The organism is Chitinophaga sp. (assembly GCF_039596155.1).
Classification (GTDB): Bacteria; Bacteroidota; Bacteroidia; order Chitinophagales; family Chitinophagaceae; genus Chitinophaga.
Genome location: NZ_JBCNKF010000012.1, coordinates 177,787 through 198,462 on the forward strand (window position 1 = coordinate 177,787; position 20,676 = coordinate 198,462).

A 20,676-nucleotide genomic window follows, 5' to 3' on the forward strand; every position below is an offset into this window, starting at 1 on the left:
GTTTATTGTAACATTATCTTTACACCAGTATCAACGATTTCAAAAATGCTCTTACCTCCCGGTGGTTGCGTAAATAAAACCTTGCTGCGGACAACTGGCTTCCTACCTTGATCGTCACCGCATGTGGCGGTAATGCCTTAAAGATATCTTCATCCGTGTGATCATCGCCTATTCCCAGCATGAAATCAAATTGCCGGTTCTGCAACCATGCCAGCGTTGCTTTACCTTTATTGATCTCCACATTCTTCACTTCAATCACTTTGTCGCCCGGTAATAACTGCAACCCTTTATCTGCCGCAAAATAACGCAATGTATTCATCAATTCATTCGCACGCAACTCACCAAGACCCGCTTCCGCCTTGCGATAATGCCATACCAGCGAAAAGCTCTTTTCTTCAATGAAAGAACCTGGCGTACGATCCGTAAAAGTCTCCAATATAGGAGCAATATCCGCTTTCCAGGTATCTGTCAACCCCGGTAATTGCTGCCATTCTTCTCCGTATTTTCTATGGAAGGCACCATGCTCCGCAATGAGATCCAGTTTCAGATGTCCCAGCCACTCCTGCAGTGTCTGATATTTACGCCCACTCACCATTACTACATGATTCGATGGATCTGCTGTCAACTCCGTCAATAGCTGGATAAGATCCTGGTCAGGCGAAGCCAGATCGATATTTGCCTGGAATCCGACCAATGTACCGTCATAGTCCAGGAAAATCACTCTTTCCTTTGCTTTCTTGTAATCTTTTCTAACATACACCTGCATTTCCAGGCTCATTCTTCTCGCCAGCATAGACTGCTGCAACTGTTTCACTTCCTGTAATCTAGCCATAAATAATTTTACCCAATGAGAAATATTAAACTTAGATACAATCTGCTGCATCTGCTTCATCCTTCTTCGTTGTTCTCCTTCCGGCATGTTTAGTGCTTCATGGATCGCCCTTGCAATTGCACCGATGTTATTCGGATTCACAATGAGCGCATCAATCAGTTCCTTGCTTGCACCAGCCATTTCACTCAGTATTAACACACCATCACTGTCCTTTCTACTGGCTACATACTCCTTGCTCACCAGGTTCATACCATCACGCATAGGTGTTACCAATCCTACATGTGCAAAGCTGTACAAGGCAGACAACGTTTCGACAGGAAAACTGCGATAAAAATAATTGATCGGATGCCAGTTCAGTGTACGGAAGCGCGCATTGATACCGCCTGCCAGCATATCGATCGCATCTCTCAGTTCCTTGTATTGTGCCACAGTATCTCTCGACGGCACCACGATCATATACAGTACAACCTTCTCTATATATTCCGGATATAGTTGGAGGAATAATTCGAATGCCTGTAAGCGTTGAATAATGCCTTTGCTGTAATCCAGCCTGTCGATAGACAATACCATGTGCGTACCATGGAAGTTCTCACGCAGCGTCGCTACCTGTTTGAGCACTTCAGGATCCTGTGATAACAATTCAAATTTACTGTTATCAATACCCATGGGGAAGGTTTCTGCTACTACTGCACGATCATTCACAGTCACCACATTCGCATTTGCATTCAATGGCAATAACCGGGTCACCGCATTGAGAAAATGATGGCTGTCGTCAAAAGTATGGAAGCCCAGCAGATCAGCTCCCAGCATCCCTTCCAGCAACTCTACGCGCCAGGGAATGAGACGGAATAATTCAAACGAAGGGAAAGGAATATGTTGAAAATATCCAATGGCTACATCCGGCGCAGCGGCCCGGATCATACCTGGTAACAGTAGTAACTGGTAGTCGTGAATCCAGATAATATCTCCGGGTTCTGCTACTTCTAAAACCGCGTCTCTGAATTTTGTATTTACCTGATAATAGTAATCCCAATAAACCTGTTCATAACGGGCGTATACGGACATATAGTGGAAAACCGGCCACAATACCTCATTCGAAAACCCCTCATAATAATTATTGATTTCATCCTGGGTCAGGTACACCGGCATAAGATTCATGGTGCCCAGTTGTTGTTTTATTTGCCCCTGTGCTGCTTCGTTTACGTCCACGCCGGGCCATCCAATCCAGATGTTGTAGCCTTGCCTGTAAATGGACCCCAGCCCTGTAGCCAAACCGCCTTCACTCGGATTCAACACATACTCGCCATCTTTCTCAGTGATCTTTACCGGTAGCCTGTTCGATACAATAATGGTTTTACTCATAATACAGTTTTAGTCAAAAAATCGATGCTATAATAAAATGCCAATCAAAGTATGGAATTCCACACATCAAAAAACGCACCTGAATAGTACGGGAAAAATGAACCTTGTCACAAATATCAATGATATGAAAGCCCCGGGTTATGCTAAGCAGCAGCAAGTAAATTGTAAGAATGGGGATGTGATAAGTGGGGCAAAGGTACGAATAATAAATTTAACAGGGTCTGGCAGGATAACCATCATGGAAAGGTGACTCAACAGGTATACCAGAAAGCGCCTGAATATTAATACCTATCGGCACCCCGGATAACAGGGGACGTCTCCGAACCCCGGGACATCCCCTTGTTTACATTCGCATAAGCGAAGGACAGTTTAAAAATGCTATATACGTTCTGGTTATATCACAATGATAGTCTTCCCTTTACTTTTTAATTGCCTGATTTCTGCCAATGCAGCAGGTGTCTCTTCCAGCGTAATTTCCTTTTCCAGCGGGATCTTCAGGGCTCCGTTATCCACTGCGTCCGACAATGTATCCAGTAAGGTACGATTCCCTTTCAACTCAAAATTTCCTCCCTTCAATCCTTTTTTCTTCAAATCCTCTTCATCTGCTACAAACGCAGTGGTCAATGCCACACCACCTTTTTTCACATATTGTGTAAGCTCTCTGAATGCCTCCGGACTGCTGACCATATCAATCAATCCATCTACACCATCCGGATACTTATTTCTGATAATATCGGCTACATGTAGTTTCTTATAATTCACCGTTTCCTTCGCGCCTAATTCACTGACCCTGCTGGCCCCTGCATCATCACTCACGGTTGCAACGATATAGATCCCCTGCATTGCCGCCAGCTGAATAAGAAAGGATCCCACACCTCCTGTTCCACCCACTACCAGTAAAATTGATTCATGCTTCAATCCTGAACTTTCCAACATAGCCAAAGCTGTCATACCTGCGGTAGGGATTGCCGCTGCGTGCTTCAATGGAATATTTTTAGGCGCTAAGGACAAAGCAGCTTTTTCAGGCACTACCACAAATTCTGCGAATGTACCTTCACCTACCGGAGCATGCAGGAATTGCCCGTAAATGTTATCTCCCACTTTGAAATGCGTTACACCTTCCCCAATTTCTTCCACAACACCCACCGCATCCACACCAGGTATCATGGGGAAGTGATGAGGCATTTGCCCGTCAAGAATACCATCGATCATTTTGGCATCAAAGGGATTGATTCCTGCTGCTATAATACGTACCAGCATACTACCGGCTTTTACGACCGGCCTGGGTTGTTCTGTCAAGGCAGGCGTTGCTTTAAATTGGGGAATTGTAATGGCTTTCATGTTTTGTATTTAGATTGTAAAGCTTATTCATTTTGAATGTAGAACGCAATGTGCAACAAAAACTTTGCCGGGCCAATCTTTGCACTCATTTCTTTGAAACTACTAAACTAACTGATACAGATTATTCCGTTCTCTTGTCAACCAATATACTTTATCCTGGATTTATGGAAACAATGACAGCGCCTTTACTCCCACTTCTTCGAAACCCCCAGCCGCTGTGCACTATATATTCCTGAACGTCCGCTAAAATAATACGCAGTGAAACAAGCCACTGCAAAATACAACGCATTGCTCGTCCCAAACAGCTCCACCCCCATCAATGTACACGCAATCGGCGTATTTGTCGCCCCTGCAAATACCGCAATAAAACCCAGGCCTGCAAACAGATCTATCGGTGCCCCTATCATTACGGCAATAGTATGCCCCAGTGCCGCGCCAATGAAAAACAATGGAGTCACCTCACCTCCTTTAAATCCCATCGCCAGCGTAATAGCTGTAAACAACAACTTCCACAGCCATGCCCAGTCAGACATCTCCATATCCTTAAAAGCATTCACAATACTCACCCCTGCCGGATCCTTGCTCAACACGCCTAAACCCGTATAATCCTCTGTTCCCAGTACCCGGCAAAAGACAATGATAATTACACCACCCACCACTGGTATCAACCATGCCGGCTTTATAAACTGCTTACTGTATTTCTTAATCTGATGCATGCAGGTAGAAAATAAGAAACTCGCCAACCCAAATGCAATCCCGGCTATGATCACTTTCGCCAGCAACAGGTAATTAAACGGTGTATCCGATTTAAACAAAATCTCATAATGTGTATGATGAATCCCCCAGGCACTACATACCCAGTCAGCAAATACCGCGGCGATCAAACAAGGTACCAGCGCGTCATACCTGATCACCCCTATCGCCAGTACCTCCAGCGCAAAAACAGTACCCGTCAGGGGCGTTCCGAATACGGCGCCAAAGCCCGCTGCTATTCCCGTCATTAATAGAATTCGCAGATCACCCGGCGATAACCGCATCCATTTTCCCAACAGCCCAGCCATACTACCACCAATCTGCACCGCCGTTCCTTCGCGCCCAGCAGATCCGCCAAACAAATGCGTGATAATAGTGGTGATCAATACCAGCGGCGCCATACGGGCAGGCACGCCACCACCCGGTTCATGAATCTCATCCATGATGAGATTATTCCCCTTCTCCGACGTATCGCCCAACTTATTATACAGGAAATAAATGCCGATACCCGCTATCGGCAGCAAATACAATAACCATTCATGTTCCCAGCGAAAATGCGTAACATAATCAAGTAGCCACAGGAATAAGGCCACCAGAGAGCCCACTACCAGCGCCACAGGAATAATGATAACAGTCCAGCGGATCAGCTGGTAAGCAATCGTAAATTGTTCTAAGGATTTGTTAAATTTCATCATGTTCCTACAAATATATAAACAGAACTGTCCGCTTGTACGGACAGGAATATACTTACTATTTGTAGGCGCCATCAGACCCGAAGAATACGGGACAGTTCTTGTGCAGGAAGACACCATTTCCTGGTCTCGGAAACAAATATACTAATATTATTCAAACGTTTGTTTAGCAAAAAGGATATACATCAAAACAAAATATTATTTACCTTCAGATTCTCTACAGAATCTTTTTATTGTTTTGTAGTAGATGCACAACATTATGTTACTACCGCTAATCTGTATTGGATGAGATTAAACTCTTTATACCTACAACTGTTACTACCGTTTGTAATAGTTACAGGGGTTTACGCCCAACAAGTGTCGACTGATTCGGCAGTGACGATGATTCAAAAGGATACCTCCTATTTGAAGTTTTTCAAAGTAGCAAAAAAGAAAGAATGCACCCTTGCCGGTGTCGTAATTCCCGCTGCTATGCTTGGCTATGGTATTGCCACCTTCGAATATGGCCCGCTCCGCAACCTGGACCACAGCACCAGGAAGGAGATCCTCGAAGATAATGCCACCTTCCATACCAAAATTGATAACTACACACGGTATGCACCGGCATTAACAGTGTATGCGCTGAATGCAGTAGGTATAGAAGGCAAGCACAATTTCCGGGACCGGACAATCATTCTGGGTATCTCGAGCCTGCTCATGATGGGAACCGTAGGAGGAGTAAAGACCTTGTCTCACAGGCAACGCCCTGACGGGAGTACCTTCAACTCCTTCCCTTCAGGTCATACCGCCACCTCATTTATGGGCGCTGAATTCATGCGTATGGAATACAAAGATGTAAGCCCATGGTATGGCGTATATGGCTATGCCGTAGCCACTGCCACCGGGGTATTACGTATGTATAACAATCGTCACTGGCTCAGCGACGTAGTTGCAGGCGCTGGATTAGGTATCCTTAGTACGAAAGCTGCATATTGGGTATTTCCTAAGATAGAAAATGCTTTTGCGAAGAAAGACGGGAAGAACAGCCTGCATCCTATCGCAATGCCAACTTATAGCCCGGAAACAAAATCTGTTGGCGTGAGTGTAGTGTTCTTTCCGGGAAACTAATGAATGCTTCAGATGTGCTGAAAAATAAACGCTTTTCGCTTCCGCTACAGCTTCAATCTTGCTTTGAGACATCACCTTTGATGCATCAGACAGGGAATTGCTGATATGCCGGGAACAAGTCGTTAAGATTGTCGTTTCAAATCCGCCAATAATCCAAAGAACAAAAAGGGAGCCACTGTCAGGCTCCCTTTTTTCTTTTCTCATCGGCGATATCTTTTTGATCATATTCACGCTCATCATATCCCTCCAACAGGTGGTTCTGATCGTCGTCATAATCTTTCTTTGCAGTCGTCTTCGCTTTCGGTGCCACTTCTGCATTTTCTCTCTTTACCTCTTTGATCTCCCTTTTTAAGTTTGTTGATTTTTTCATAATACACCTTTTGGAGAGAGTATCACAAAAATATTGCCTATCCGGTCTTCCTTTCCTCAACATGGCTGTTGAGCATGCTATGTCGATCCTCTTTCCTTTATCTCCGATGAGCCCACTACTCTACACTTATATTCTCCTTAATATCATCTGTAGCGGGTGCGATCACTTTATCTCCCGGCTGCAATGAACCAAACACTTCTGTAGAATCATTGTGATGATTCCCCTCCTGCACATCTACCCAATGCGTGATGCCACTTCTTACAGCTATTACATACTTCTTCTCTGTCGATGTTACAACTGCCGTAGCCGGCACAACCATTGCCTGGCGGCTACCACTTACCGGAATGGTAATTTCCGCGTACATCCCGGGCTTTAATAAGTGATTCGGATTGAACACGTCCACTTCCACCGCTTCCGACCTGAACCGGTCGTTCAATGATCCGGCCTGACGACTGATTGATCCTGTAAACACCTTACCGGGTATAGCATTCACCCGGAAACTCACTTTCTGTGCATCCGTCAGCTGCGCACTATAAATTTCCGGCACCTGCACGATCAAACGCAAACGATCCTCCTGCTCCAGCATCAGCATCGGCCTTCCATCAATATTCGTAGTCGGCCCTACCAGCGCGCCCGGATGGACATTACGCTCCGTGATCACACCATCGAAAGGCGCTGTCACCTGCAGATAGCTCCTGCTTGCTTCCAATGCCCTGAAGTTTGCCAACTGGCTGTTTACAATCGCACTGTCCGCCAGCATCCTGGCCATAGACACCTCCAGGTCATGGGGAGAGATTGTACCAGGTGTGGCACTAACCGCCACAGTACGTTCATAGTTATCTTTTGATGCTGCATAGTCCGCCTTGGCCTGCAACCACTTTGCCTGCGCCGCATAATATTGCTGTATTACCTCCGGTGCATCCAGCTCCAGCAGCATCTGCCCTTTTCTCACAACAGATCCCCTGTCTACCAATACCGCCTTCACAAATCCATTCGCACGTGGATAAATACTTACTTTCTGGTAAGCATCCAGTACCGCAGGTAACTGTATACTGGACGATAACGGTTCCTGTACGACCGTTGAATATGTATATTGACTGGTATGGTGTTTCTCTTCTTTCTTCTTTTTCGAAGCGGCCTCCCTGCATGCTGCCAGCATGCTCACGGCCGTACATATGATGACAAGTCTATGTTGATTATTCATGGTAATGATGATAATTTAATGTTCAGATTATTTTAATGATCTCCTCCGCATGATGGCTTGCACGCAGAACGCATCATGCTTTCCTGTTTCTTCTAAGGCTTTGTGGGCACCACCTCCTCCTCTGGCATCAGCGAAACCGGGTCGAAAGTCGTCTTCCGTTGCATTCGTGCATACACCAACGGTAGTATAAACAATGCAGCAACTGTGGATGCGATCAATCCACCAATGACTGCCCTACCTAAAGGCGCCGTCTGATCTCCCGACTCTCCCATTCCGGAAGCCATCGGTATCATACCCGCTATCATTGCCAGACTCGTCATCAGTATCGGGCGCAGACGTATACCAGCACTTACTATTCCTGCCTTATAGGCATCCCGGTAATCTAACCTTAACTTCTCCGCATTCGTCACTATCAAAATCGCATTTGCTACCGATACGCCTGTTGACATGATCATACCCATATAAGATTGCAGGTTAAGTGTTGACCCGGTGAGCAGCAACATCAACAGCGCACCCGCTATTACCGCAGGTACCGTTACCAATACCACAAAACTTAATCGGAAAGATTGATAGTTAGCCGCCAGTAACAGGAAGATCACCATTACCGCCAGCATCAGTCCATTCTGCAATCCGTTCAATGTTTCAGTAAGCAAACTGGAACTACCCTGTACATCTGCTATCAATCCACGTGGTGGAGGCCCCATCTCATCTATTTCATGCTGCACCGCCTTTGTTGCCGCTCCCAGGTCTATATTGGAAATGTTCGCACTCACTGTCAGATACCGGCGTGGTCCTGAGCGGTCGTATTCACCGGGCACCTCACTTGTACTAAAACTCGCTACGTCTCCCAACACAGGTCTCGCCTGCCCTTTCACCAACGGGATCTCCTGCAGGTCACTGATCGCCTGCATACTATACTCCGGGATCTGTACCTGTACCTGGTAGGTGTACGCCCCCTTCTCATCCAGCCACTGGTTCTTTTCGGAGAAGCGGCTACTGGACGTAGATGCCGTTACAGACCGCGCTACCTGGTACACATTCAATCCCATCTGCGCCACTTTAAAACGATCCACATTGATCTTAATCACCGGGTAATGCAGTGGCTGTACAATCTGTACATCCCGCAGAAAAGAGATATTCTTTAACCTGTTTGTCAGCGTCGTCGCATATTTCTGTATCTGCTGCATATCTTTCCCTGCCACTCTCACCTCGATCGGTGTTGAAGCGCCCTGCGCCATTATCTTCTCCGTCATATCAATCGGCTCAAATGATACCCGTAGCTGCGGGTACTTCTCACGGATCATATCGCGTAATTTATCCTTCAGCTCATCAATATTCACTTTGTAATCCTCGTTCAGGTTTACCTGCAGCACCGCCTCATGGGTACCTGCATTGAATACGTACAGGTTACTTGAACCATAACTGGTGGGGATCAAACCCACATAAGCCGAACTGATCTCCACATTTCCATCCGTTGCCTCGTCTATCAGACGAAGCACCTGGTGCACTTTCTCTTCCGTCCTTTCCAGTCGCGTACCATCCGGTTCTTTTATTCTTAACTGGAATTGACCTGCATTTATATGCGGCATCAGGTCTTTCCCAATCACCACATACGCCGTACCTGCAGCACCAAATGCAATCACTAAATAGATACCTATTACCAATGCAGATCGCCTGCCAAGTCGCTCCAGTATGCGCATAAACCACGCTTTGAACTTCTCAAAACCACCCTGTTTCTCAGGATGTTGCTGATGTTCATGCATATGCTCATTCACTTCCTTCACCTCTTCATTGTCCAGTGCCAGTCCTGCGTGTGCATGCTGATACTTTTCTGCTTTCAGCCACCAGTTGGATATAACAGGTACCAATGTCTGTGCTGTAAAGAACGAAGCGATCATGGCAAAACCTATTGATAGTGACAACGGCAGGAACATCGCCTTCGGCACACCTGACATAATAAACGAAGGTGCAAACACCGCCAGGATACATAACAGGATCAATAACAAAGGAAACGCGATCTCTTCACAAGCCTCATATATTGCCTGTTTTTTTGGTTTTCCCATTTCCAGGTGCTGGTGAATATTCTCAATCGTTACAGTTGCCTGATCCACCAGTACCCCAATGGCTAGCGCCAATCCGGACAGCGTCATCAGGTTGATGGTTTGTCCCGAAAGATATAAACCGAATACCGCGGATAAAATCGCGATAGGGATAGTGATCACCACCACCAGACAACTCCGCAGATCACGCAGGAAGAGTAACACCATCAACCCGGTCAGCACCGCACCCAGAATCCCCTCTGTCATCAGGCCTTTCACAGCATTGATCACGGCCACCGACTGGTCAAATTCATAGGTGATCTTCGTATCTTCCGGCAATAAATTCTGCATCTCGGGCAACTTCGCCTTCAGTTTTTTCACTACTTCCCAGGTACTCGCATCCGGCGTCTTCACTACCGGCATATATACAGAGCGTTTACCGTTTACCAGCGCGTAATCCACCGTCACGTCGGCACCATCCGACACCGTCGCGATGTCTTTCACAAACACTGTAGCATTGCCATTTGTAGCCACCGGGATATTACCAAAGTCTGTTACCTGCTCCTCCAATGAATTAATCGTAGTGAGGAACATTTTATTATTGATACGAATATTACCAGATGGACTCATCGCATTGTTGCGCGCAATAGCTTCTACTACCTGGTCCGCGCTCAGATTGAAACTACGCAGACGGTCAGGATTTACATTCACTACGACTGAACGGGCATTCGCACCAAACGGCGGTGGGGCGGATAAACCCGGAACGGTCGCAAACATTGGCCTGATGCGGGTAGTTGCCATATCATAAATATCCTTCAGTGGACGGGTCGGCGAACTAAATACCAGCTCACCTACAGGCAATGAAGACGCATCAAAACGAATGACCTGTGGAGGTGCAGCACCGGGAGGAAAAAAGTTCATTGCACGGCTCACCTGCAGGGCTACCTGTGCGGAAGCCTCACCCATATCAGTTCCTTCATAGAAAGACAGCTTGATCATGGTCAGCCCCTGGATATTTTTACTGCTGATATTCTTGATACCATTCACATACAGGAACTGATCCTGCAAACGCGTTGCGAAAAAACCTTCCATCTGCTGCGCAGACATACCACCATACGGTTCTATCACATAGATGGTTGGCTGGTTCAGCTTCGGGAAGATATCGATCGGTATATTAATAACTGCCAGTATAGAAAAAAGGAACACCCCAAGTGTCAGTACGACAACCGAGATGGGCTTTTTTAAGGCAGTAGAGACTAATGACATATAATAATTTTAAGTTCAGAGAACAGGTTTAATTCTGAAAGAATCTGCGTTTGAAAAATCGGAGGAAGCATAAGTATTATACGCTGCACATCCCTCCAGGGCCAACAGCATTTCCACTACAGTGTTGCCCTCGCAGCTTCCAGCTGCTGCACCAACAGCTGTATCGAATTCGTCGCAAACGCTTCCATAAACAATGACTGCCATGCATCATGCCTTGTCTGGATCAGATCATTCTCCGCCCGGTTCAACACATACAGTGCATTTGTCACTTCGATAATATTTGTCAAACCACCCTTGTACAAGGCCATCTTCTGCGCCGCCGCCGCCCTGGCAGCATTCAATTGCGCCGGCATTTCATTCAACTTGTCCACTGCGGTGTGAATATTCACCCGCGCCTGGTTCAACTGGTTGTTCAGCATCGTACGTGAAGTCTCCAGTTGGTTGGCAGCAGCCCTTGTGCGCACGTACTGCTCCCTCATTCTATCTCTTGTATGAAAGATGTCGGCCACATTGTAAGTGATACCAATGCCCGCCAGGTAGTTATACCGGCTGTAACCAAATCCACTTCCCAGATTCTGGTATTCATCATTACTATTGATACTGGAACCTCTGGCCCATCCTGCTGCCAGTACCATCACTTTGGGCATCGCGGTTTTACGGATCACCAGTTCATGGTTTTTGTTCTGAGCAAGCAGGGCATTATAGTAGATCAGCGCAGGGTGTGTCTGCTCTACGGTGGCGGTATCAGATTGCGCCAGTAGTAACTGCCTCAGCCCCTTGTCATACAGGGTGTCCGGTACAATAGCCGTACTGTCCAAACCGGTGAGGCTTGCCAGATGCATGCGCACTTTATTATATCCATTCTGGAAGTCGATATAGTTCAGCCTGGCTTTTGACAGCTCTGCTGCTGCGATTGCACTATCCACGCCCGGTTTTAAACCATGCAGTACGATACTCGTAACTGCCTGCGATACGGATTTGGTACGCTCGATATTGTCAGCCTGAATACGCATCAGGTTATAATATTCCAACATAGAGAGGTAGTCCTGGATGACAGAAACAGTAAGGTCATTCGCAGTGATACTGGCGTCGGCACCAGCTACCTGTTGTTGCTGTTTTGCTTCATCCTTACGCACTTTATACAAGCCGAAATTGTATACTTCCCATTGCAACTGTGCCATGCCGATATTACCGGCTACGGCCTGGGAATTGTTCGCAGCCCGGATCCCGCCGGATGTAGAGGGTATAATACTCATCGGGAAGTAGGAACCATATACACCATTATCGGAGCCTACAGTCGCTTCTTCCACGAGCTTCAGGTTTGGATACCACTCGTGTTTTACATCGGTCGTATGCGCGGCCGCTGCGTTGGCAAGGGTATTCTTCGTCTTCAGTGAAGGATAATTTTGCAGGGTCATGTCGATCGCCTGCTTCAAAGGTAAAGTTTGTGCAAAGCCATGTACACTTATACCTGCCAGTAGGCATAGCAAAGCTGCACACCGCTTTACAGTAATGTTCAGATACATAACTGCACGAAATGTTAGTGCGCTGTAATAGCGCGTAGTTGAGTAATTATGAAAATTGCGTGATAGGAGAACTATGCCATTGGAGGGCCCCGCCAGTCGCTAAGCGAGATAGATACACTGATGAAAGAATCTGTATATCCTTTGTAAGTGGGATGAATATAAACAAACAGCGGCTTAATCCTGATACTGGCAACAGTCAGGAAGTATTCATTATAATCAATGAGCCCACGGTTACGTAAATTGAACTTATGGACGGCTGATGTGTTGAAATGGGTATTCCTGCAAATAGCGTGGAAATGCGGTGCAGAGTTGTAGTTGAGTAACTGCGGCTGTCCCTTCGGAGATACGTACTCTCCGGCCACTCCCCCGTAAATGAACGGAAGGAATATGCATGATACAATAAGGATGAGCCTTTGCAGCTGTTTCAATGAAGACCTGATTTAGAATATGCAAGTTATTTATTACATTTTAATTTTAATAGGTGCTCATCAGGTTTTAAGCAAATTATAATATACTGAATACATGCCTGAACTATTGAAAGCCCTTATATTTGCCCCATGAATTGCCTTATTGTAGACGACAATAAGCTGGCCCGCACTGCAATGAAACAATTGGCCAGCCACGTTGAACAACTGCATGTACTGGGCGAATGTGCCAGTGCCCTCGAAGCCTATAATGTACTGCAAAAAGAAAAAGTAGACCTGCTCCTCCTGGATATTGAAATGCCCGGTATGAGTGGACTGGAACTGACCCGTAACCTGGGGAAGAAAGGTCCCGTCATTATTTTCACTACTGTCAAGAAAGACTATGCCGTCGAAGCATTTGAACTGAACGTAGCAGACTACCTCATTAAACCAGTCAGTCCCGCCAGGTTTATCCAGGCAATTGACAAAGCGAAGGAGATCTGCGAGAGCCAGGTACAGGAGGTACAAAGTACAGAAAATGAGTTTGTATTTATCCGGGATAACGGCGTGCTCAAAAGAATCCGCATTGACGAGATCCTTTACCTGGAGGCGATGGGAGATTATGTAAAATTGCATACTGCCCAAAAGTTCCACGCTATTCATACTACCCTCAAAGCTGTGGAAGAAAAACTGCCTCCTGGCAAATTTATGCGTGTACACAGGTCTTATATAGTAGCGCTTGACAAAATAGAGTCAATTGAAGACGGTACCATCATTATTCTAAAGAATGCTGTACCTGTAGCAGATGCCTACAGATCGGCGCTTAATAGTAAGTTGAATTTACTATAAATCCCTGCCATGAGTGATGGTAATGGTAAAACCTGCATGCAGGCATCATCACCTGCATGCAACTGTAGATGCCTGCCGTCTAATAATGATAACCTGCATACACCAGCCGCAGTCCCACTGCCACCTGACAATAACATGCATGCACTAAACATTCATACAAGTCAGCGGACCTTTATGGCATCCTATATTTGCTATAAATGCCCGCTGGCCGGCTAATTTCACCCTCCTCAAACCTATCTCCCCAATACCTGAAATCCTTCCCGTACCAGGTATCAAATCCATTTAGAGCGCCCCGCCCATCTGCCCGCGTTTCCTTTCCAAATTACTCATATCTCCCTAAAAATCAATAAGAAACGACTGCCCACATGCATTTCAATACCCCCACCGACAGTTTTTCCCTGTTTACCGACCACTAATGCCTGTTAACCCAAATCGAAATCACACATGCACATCCGCAATGTACCTTTAGGTCATCAAACAAATTGATCACAAATAATTAAAACAATTATCATGAAAAAGATAGCAATGCTGATGGCCGCTGCCATGATGCTGGTAGGTACCGCCACTTTCGCAAACAACACCGTTAAAGCTGCAAAAGCTACAAAAACTACTCAACAGGCTGAAAAACCAGCTACAGAGAAGAAAGCGCACAAAGGACATAAAAAGCATCACCACAAAAAAGCAGCAGGTACCGCAGCTAAACCAGCCGCAGCTACCAAATAGTTTTTTAGTGGACATCTTTACAAAACGATCGCTTCTGCCGGTGGCAGAAGCGATCGTTTGTGAAGAAAAATTGTACCTTGTATCATCAACGTTATATGCAGCCTAAACATCTGAAATACTATTTACTCGGGGTGTTTATTTCAGGGATGATCCTGTTTATAGTACTCCAGTTTAACTCCTCGCAGAACATCCGCAAGCTGATCTCAGGGAATGAACAGCTGCTGAATGAACTGAACGTTAAGAACGAGCTGCAAAAACTCCAGACCAGTATAGCCAGAACAGACAGTAAAGTAAGAGGTACTGTCATCTCCCAGGATACTTTAAATATCACCGGCATCGAAGCCGATGTTGCCCTTATCAAAGCCGACCTCAACGAAATTAATAAGCTGGTCATGAGCGACAGTACTGAAAAACTGCTGACCCAGCTGAACTACCTGGTAGAAGAAAAAAATCACTTTAACGTCTCCGTCCTCGACTCTTTTTATACGCACGGCAAATGGTCTGCTGAACGCCTCATCAACGCACAGAAAGGGAAACGCCTTGGCGACGCCATCGTCGTTATTCTGCGCCAGCTCGATAGCACCCGGCAAACAGAAGTAAACCGTACTGTTACTCTGATCGATACCAGCGGACAGCGCGCACAAAACTGGGGCTCAGTCATGATGATCTTTGCCTGCGCCAGCAGCCTGCTCGCGTTTCTATACATCACCACACGTATTCACAAACAGGAACAACTCATCGAAGCACTGGATAAATCACAACAGCAGGAAAAGAAACTAGCTGCCATCAAAGACCAGTTCCTTGCCAACATGAGCCATGAAATCCGAACACCCATGAATGCCGTGCTGGGTTTCACCCACCTGCTCCAACAGCAACCCCTGAATGAAAAAGCAAGGGAATATGTCACCGCCATCGAAAATGCCGGCGAAAATCTGCTGGAGATCATCAACGACATTCTCGATATTTCCAAAATAGAATCAGGTATGATGCGGCTGGAACCGGTCTCGTTTAGCCTCCGTGGTGTACTTCACGCAGTACAGACCATGTTCCGCCTGAAAGCTGAAGAAAAGAACCTGGCATTTAATGTAGCGATCGACGATAATGTACCAGATATTCTATACGGTGATGTCGTCCGGTTGACGCAAGTCCTGGTAAACCTCACCAACAATGCGATCAAGTTTACCAATCAGGGACATGTCAATATCATGGTCAATAAATTCGGAGAAAATGAACACACCGTACGTGTGTTATTTACCGTTAGTGATACAGGCATTGGTATCGCTCCCGACAAACTGCCCGCTATCTTTGACCGGTTCAACCAGGCAGAAGCAGATACAACCCGCAAATACGGCGGTACCGGCCTGGGGCTCACCATCGTAAAACAACTGGTAGAAATCCAGCACGGCGCCATCACGGTAGAAAGTGAGCCCGGCAAAGGCAGCACTTTCATGGTAGAACTTCCCTATTCTCTGGGAGAATCACTGCCCGAAAACGGCGAAACCACCAGCGACAATATTCTTTCCGCTCTCCATGCAGACGTCAGACTGCTGGTAGCAGAAGACAATAAGATGAACCAGGACCTGTTGAAACACCTGCTGGGCAACCGGCAGATGCCGTACCACCTGGTCACAACCGGACAGGATGTACTGACCGCCCTCGGCAAAGGACATTACGATATGATCCTGATGGACATTCAAATGCCGGAAATGGATGGCTACACCGCCGCCCGCAAAATCAGGCAGGAACTGCATTCTAATATCCCGATCATTGCCATGACTGCACATGCCATGGCAGGCGAAAGAGAGAAATGCCTGCAGGCGGGTATGAACGAATATCTCTCCAAACCGATCCGGGAAGAAGAACTATTCAGACTGATCCAGGTATTTACAGGCAAAGTCAGCCCTCCGGATGTACATACACACAGTAATGCCGTAAACGGGCAGTCCCAGCCCCATGAAGGACCACTGGTGCAGTTGCAGTACCTGAAGACATTGAGCAAAGGAGATACGGAATTTGAGCATGCCATGCTGCAACAATTCGTAACACAGCTACCCGAAGACCTCGGTGCGCTGAAAAAAGCCATTCAGGCCGAGGACATTGCAGCCATAAAGAGTACCGCACATAACCTTAAAACAACCATTTCCTTTATCGGACTGGATGGTATACTATACCCTATTTTAGAACCCCTGGAATCACTGGATCCTAACCACTACCAGCCCGCGCTGGTAGCAGAAAAATTTGCTACCCTGCGCGAACTTAGCCTGAAAGCCATGGAAGAGACCATGGCCATCCTGTTATAACTTACATCAATTCATTATTCACTCCTCAGGGAACGAATCGGGTTAGCAATCGCCGCCCTGATGGCCTGTGTAGATACTGTACAAAGCGCGATCACGACAGCCATCAACCCGCCCAGTCCGAACATCCACCACTGCATATCTATCCTGTACGCAAAGTTCTCCAGCCACTTCCCAAATCCCCAATATGCCAGCGGACACGCAATACAGAACGACAACAACACCAGCTTCACCAGGTCGAAGCACAGTAGCCGCACCAGCGAAAATACCGTCGCTCCCATCACTTTCCGCACCCCGATTTCCTTGGTCCGCTTCTCTGCAGTATAAGTAGCCAGGCCAAACAATCCCAGACAACCTACCAATATCGCTAACACTGAAAATGCTGTCACTACCGCTGCCATCTGCTCATCCGCGAGGTAAAGGTTTTTTAGCTCGCTATCAACAAATGTATAATCAAATGCGCCCTCAGGTAAAATCTCCTTGTAGGCGGCCTCATATTTACGCATGGTCTCCCCCAGCTCGCCGGTCTTAAACCGCACAAGTACATACCGTAGTCCACCCCATGAATTGGTAAAACAATAAGGTCCAATCGGCGTATGCAAAGAAGAAAAATTGAAATTATCCACAACGCCCACAATGGTGGAATGATCGCCTATATCTGCCAATACTTTCCTGCCAATCGCATCCTGCGGTGTAAGGCCCAGGTAATCCACGGCTGCTTTGTTTAATACCACTTCAAATTTTGGCTTCCCATCCGCGGTGGTGTCTGATTGCTGAAAATCACGCACCATTCTTCCTGCCAGCAGCTTCAGTTGCAATACCGGCGTCACATCCCCCTGTATAAAATTGCAGGTTAGCATCGTGCCCTGCTTGTCTTCAGCCGTCCTGTGCAACGTACGGCTATTCTCTCCCTTCCCGGGAAACGCCTGCGACAGGCACATTGCCTGCGTTGGACTCAATGTGCTCATCCTGTTTACCAGCGCGTCAAACTCTTCACGGCTATTGATGGCATTCAACCGGATAGCCATCACATTTTCCGGCTCATACCCCAGCTTACGCTGACTTACATATTTCATCTGCACACTCATCACAATTACGCCCACAATGAGTATGATACTGGCGCTAAACTGCACGACTATCAGGGCATGGCGGAACACAACCGAGGCAGAACGGGGCATCCCGCTCTTTTTAAGCGCTTCCATCGGGGAATAAGAGGAAAGCACCACCGCGGGATACAACCCGGCTATCAAGGTGACAGTCAGCCATAAAACAGGCAATCCCACCAGAAAAACCGGATGTAATAATGTACCATACATCAGCATCTTCCCGGACAATGAATTGAATAGAGGGATGGCAATGATAGCCAATGTCAACCCGCAAATGATGGAAAAAAAGGTAAGCACCGCTGTCTCTGCATAGAACTTACCAACGAGCCCTTTCCGGCTTACGCCAAGCGTTTTACGGATACCCACCTCTTTGCTGCGTTGTTGTGCACGTGCGGTGGCCAGGTTCATATAATTGATTGCCGCCATCAACAGTAGTGCAATCGCCAGGTAGACCAGCTGACGTAGCTGGGTGGCATCACCTTTTCTAAGGCTATAGCCTGACTTTACCGTTGTATCAAAGTGTACTTCCGAAAGGGGTTGCAGCGACAATGTATAATATGTTCCTTCCTTACTGACATTATCGTAAATCATTTCAGGCAGGTAAGCTTCTACCTTTTTCCTGTCACCTGGATGCCTGAGCCGGATCCAGGTTTCAAAACTTGCATTGTCCCAGGTAAGACCTGTAAAATTCGAAGAGCTGAAGGTACCAATCACCGATGCGTCAAAGGTACTGTTTGCAGGCAGGTCTTCGTACACGCCGGTTACTTTCAGTGCCACGCGCCTGTTGTACATGATCGTTTTGTTCAATGGATGATCCTTCCCAAAATACTGTTTAGCCTTGCTGGCAGAGATGATGATGGAATTGGGCTCCCTGAGCGCCGTCTTCTTATCGCCGTATATAAAGTGGAGGTCAAAAATCTCAGTAATGTCCGGATCAGCCCAATACATCCTGCTCTCGATGAAGGAATGTTCACCTATCGCAAAATTGGCATTTTCTCCGAAATCATTCAGGACGGTACGGGCAGACAACTCCACTTCGGGGATATGCTCCTGTACAGTAGGGCCAACGCGGTTAGGAACACCGGCCCATATGCTATGATTGCCATCATAGCTGACCGTAGCCAGGTAACGGAAGATCCTGTTACGATTAGGAATAGTGTCGAAAGAGCGCTCCTGTATGATGTATAGGGACAGAAGAATTGCAATAGTGATCCCCATTGCCAAACCAAAGATATTAAGGGCGCTGAAAAGCCTGTTAAAGGCAAGATTGCGCCAGGCAACTTTAATTGAATTTGTAATCATTGTCAGGTTTAAAATAGTAACTAACCGGCAGCACGAACTACGCCAAAAACACAAAGTAATGATTTACAAAAGATTGCCTGTATTCCACGCCTAAAAAGCGTTCGCTGGCGAACACCTGTTGTAACAATACGAACATGTTACCACCCGATTTCCCTTTTTCAACGACACTTCGACCTCATTCACCGAAACCGACGGCAAAAGGGGCATAATCAGCTGTACTTTTACGTCAGAAACTACAAACAAACAATTCAAAATTATTTAAAACTAAAGATCATGAACATCAAGAAAAGTCTTATTGTAGCTGCAGTAGCAATGAGTGTTAGCGCTGTAACCTTCGCACAGGCTCCAGCTGAAAAACCAGCTAAGAAAGAAAAAGCTAAAACTGAAAAACCAGCTGCTGATACCGCTAAGGCTCACGCTCACAAAGCTCACAAGCCAGCTGCTGCTGCAACTCCTAAAAAAGGTGCATAATCTAAGCTACGACACAAAAGTCTTTCGGAAGGCTGACCATATGGTCAGCTTTTCGTCTTTTTAGGGCTGACGGGTTGCTCCCTTTACCGTTACCTGCTCATCTACGCAGAAAATGGAGAAAAAGCGGAGTGCATGTCCAATCTGGTGAAGTCAGGGGATCTTCGCAAAGGTTATTTTACAGTAAAGTCAGATAAACGGATTCACAAACTGAACTTTGAGGATATCACTTATTTCAATTCGATGGGCGATTATTTGAAGATCTTTCTGAGAAACCTAATACAACGTCTTATCTCCCTTTGCCTGCCAATCCTGAAAAACTTTAAGAGCCGCTTCCTGGGGAAAAGCTATAAATGGAATCCGCTTGTCTGCATGTGCGATGCCTATTTCGGTATAAATAAAAGAGTCATCGAAGTCAATACTGGCTGCATCCTCTTTGGTATTAGCAAAATACACCCGTAGTGGCCGCGCCCAGTAAATAGCACCAAGGCACATAGGACAAGGTTCACAGGAAGTATAGATTTCGCAGTCATGCAGCTGGAATGTACCCAAACGCTGACAGGCATCCCGGATCGCAGATACCTCCGCATGCGCTGTTGGATCATTCGTACAAAGTACCTTGTTCCAACCCCGTCCGACTATTTCGTCACCGCGAACTACGATTGCACCAAATGGTCCGCCGTCACCATGCTCCATACCCTCTCGACTCAGGTTAATTGCAATGGACATAAAATGTTTTTCCCGCTCTCCGATCATAATATTCATTTTCATCAAATTTACTGAAAATAAGCCATCAAATTTTAGGTGTGAGATGTAGCCCTCCGCCTCCCTTCGTCCCTGCTGCTATCTTAAAGGTACCAGCCAGACCGTTCATGCACCCTGAAGCTCAGATACAGGCACGTTGGCAAACACCCACGAAACTGTTCGTCTGTCGGGAAGTTCAAATAACGGCCCTTTAACAAACAACAGCCAAACCATTCATGCACTCTGAAACTTAAATACAGGCACCTTGGCAAACACCCACGAAACTGTTCG

At 46.5% G+C, this 20,676-nt stretch carries 15 protein-coding genes and 1 riboswitch; of the genes, 5 read left to right on the plus strand and 10 right to left on the minus strand.

The features are described 5' to 3' along the window. Positions 1-19 precede the first annotated feature (19 nt). From ABDW33_RS14085 to ABDW33_RS14095, 3 genes are all read right to left on the minus strand, one after another. Entirely contained in the window at positions 20-2,194 is a 2,175-nt protein-coding gene (locus tag ABDW33_RS14085) for a bifunctional alpha,alpha-trehalose-phosphate synthase (UDP-forming)/trehalose-phosphatase (RefSeq protein WP_343690704.1), read from the minus strand. A 393-nt stretch (positions 2,195-2,587) separates the two neighbouring features. Further along, positions 2,588-3,535 carry an NADP-dependent oxidoreductase gene (locus ABDW33_RS14090; protein ID WP_343690705.1) on the minus strand — a complete coding sequence of 316 codons (948 nt, stop codon included), beginning with the start codon at positions 3,533-3,535 and terminating at the stop codon, positions 2,588-2,590. 185 nt (positions 3,536-3,720) lie between these two features. After that, positions 3,721-4,983: a voltage-gated chloride channel family protein gene (locus ABDW33_RS14095; protein ID WP_343690706.1), complete on the minus strand. Its 1,263-nt coding sequence runs from the start codon at positions 4,981-4,983 to the stop codon at positions 3,721-3,723. 55 nt (positions 4,984-5,038) lie between these two features. Then, positions 5,039-5,113: riboswitch (Fluoride riboswitch) on the minus strand. Positions 5,114-5,265: 152 nt separating this feature from the next. Here ABDW33_RS14095 and ABDW33_RS14100 point away from each other — a divergent pair. Continuing rightward, a complete protein-coding gene (locus tag ABDW33_RS14100) occupies positions 5,266-6,087 on the plus strand; it encodes a phosphatase PAP2 family protein (RefSeq protein WP_343690707.1) in 822 nt (273 codons plus the stop codon). Positions 6,088-6,265: 178 nt separating this feature from the next. Here ABDW33_RS14100 and ABDW33_RS14105 read toward each other — a convergent pair whose 3' ends face one another. The 5 genes from ABDW33_RS14105 to ABDW33_RS14125 all read right to left on the minus strand — a co-directional run bounded on the left by ABDW33_RS14105 (position 6,266) and on the right by ABDW33_RS14125 (position 12,920). After that, complete coding sequence (locus ABDW33_RS14105; RefSeq protein ID WP_343690708.1) at positions 6,266-6,457, minus strand: hypothetical protein; 192 nt, start codon at positions 6,455-6,457, stop codon at positions 6,266-6,268. Positions 6,458-6,572: 115 nt separating this feature from the next. After that, the gene (locus ABDW33_RS14110) at positions 6,573-7,661 is read right to left on the minus strand and encodes an efflux RND transporter periplasmic adaptor subunit (protein ID WP_343690709.1); all 1,089 of its coding nucleotides are present in this window, start codon (positions 7,659-7,661) and stop codon (positions 6,573-6,575) included. Positions 7,662-7,753: 92 nt separating this feature from the next. After that, entirely contained in the window at positions 7,754-10,966 is a 3,213-nt protein-coding gene (locus tag ABDW33_RS14115) for an efflux RND transporter permease subunit (protein ID WP_343690710.1), read from the minus strand. Positions 10,967-11,082: 116 nt separating this feature from the next. Then, positions 11,083-12,492 (minus strand): TolC family protein, encoded by a 1,410-nt coding sequence (locus tag ABDW33_RS14120; protein ID WP_343690711.1) that lies wholly within the window; start codon positions 12,490-12,492, stop codon positions 11,083-11,085. A 71-nt stretch (positions 12,493-12,563) separates the two neighbouring features. After that, positions 12,564-12,920: a hypothetical protein gene (locus ABDW33_RS14125; protein WP_343690712.1), complete on the minus strand. Its 357-nt coding sequence runs from the start codon at positions 12,918-12,920 to the stop codon at positions 12,564-12,566. Positions 12,921-13,049: 129 nt separating this feature from the next. On the opposite strand from ABDW33_RS14125, the gene ABDW33_RS14130 reads away from it, so the two are divergent. From ABDW33_RS14130 to ABDW33_RS14140, 3 genes are all read left to right on the plus strand, one after another. Continuing rightward, positions 13,050-13,745 (plus strand): LytTR family DNA-binding domain-containing protein, encoded by a 696-nt coding sequence (locus tag ABDW33_RS14130; RefSeq protein ID WP_343690713.1) that lies wholly within the window; start codon positions 13,050-13,052, stop codon positions 13,743-13,745. A 510-nt stretch (positions 13,746-14,255) separates the two neighbouring features. Continuing rightward, positions 14,256-14,468 (plus strand): hypothetical protein, encoded by a 213-nt coding sequence (locus ABDW33_RS14135; protein ID WP_343690714.1) that lies wholly within the window; start codon positions 14,256-14,258, stop codon positions 14,466-14,468. Between the two features lie 95 nt (positions 14,469-14,563). Then, positions 14,564-16,768, plus strand: a complete 2,205-nt coding sequence (locus ABDW33_RS14140) for an ATP-binding protein (RefSeq protein ID WP_343690715.1) — start codon at positions 14,564-14,566, stop codon at positions 16,766-16,768. A gap of 14 nt (positions 16,769-16,782) precedes the next feature. Here the strand turns inward: ABDW33_RS14140 and ABDW33_RS14145 are convergent, their stop codons facing one another. Further along, on the minus strand, positions 16,783-19,173 hold the full coding sequence (locus ABDW33_RS14145; protein ID WP_343690716.1) for an FtsX-like permease family protein: 2,391 nt from the start codon (positions 19,171-19,173) through the stop codon (positions 16,783-16,785). A 273-nt stretch (positions 19,174-19,446) separates the two neighbouring features. On the opposite strand from ABDW33_RS14145, the gene ABDW33_RS14150 reads away from it, so the two are divergent. Continuing rightward, positions 19,447-19,644, plus strand: coding sequence for a hypothetical protein (locus ABDW33_RS14150; RefSeq protein ID WP_343690717.1), 198 nt, complete (start codon positions 19,447-19,449; stop codon positions 19,642-19,644). Positions 19,645-19,917: 273 nt separating this feature from the next. On the opposite strand, the gene ABDW33_RS14155 is transcribed toward ABDW33_RS14150, so the two are convergent. Next, a complete protein-coding gene (locus ABDW33_RS14155; RefSeq protein WP_343690718.1) occupies positions 19,918-20,406 on the minus strand; it encodes a nucleoside deaminase in 489 nt (162 codons plus the stop codon). Between the last annotated feature and the right edge of the window lie 270 nt (positions 20,407-20,676).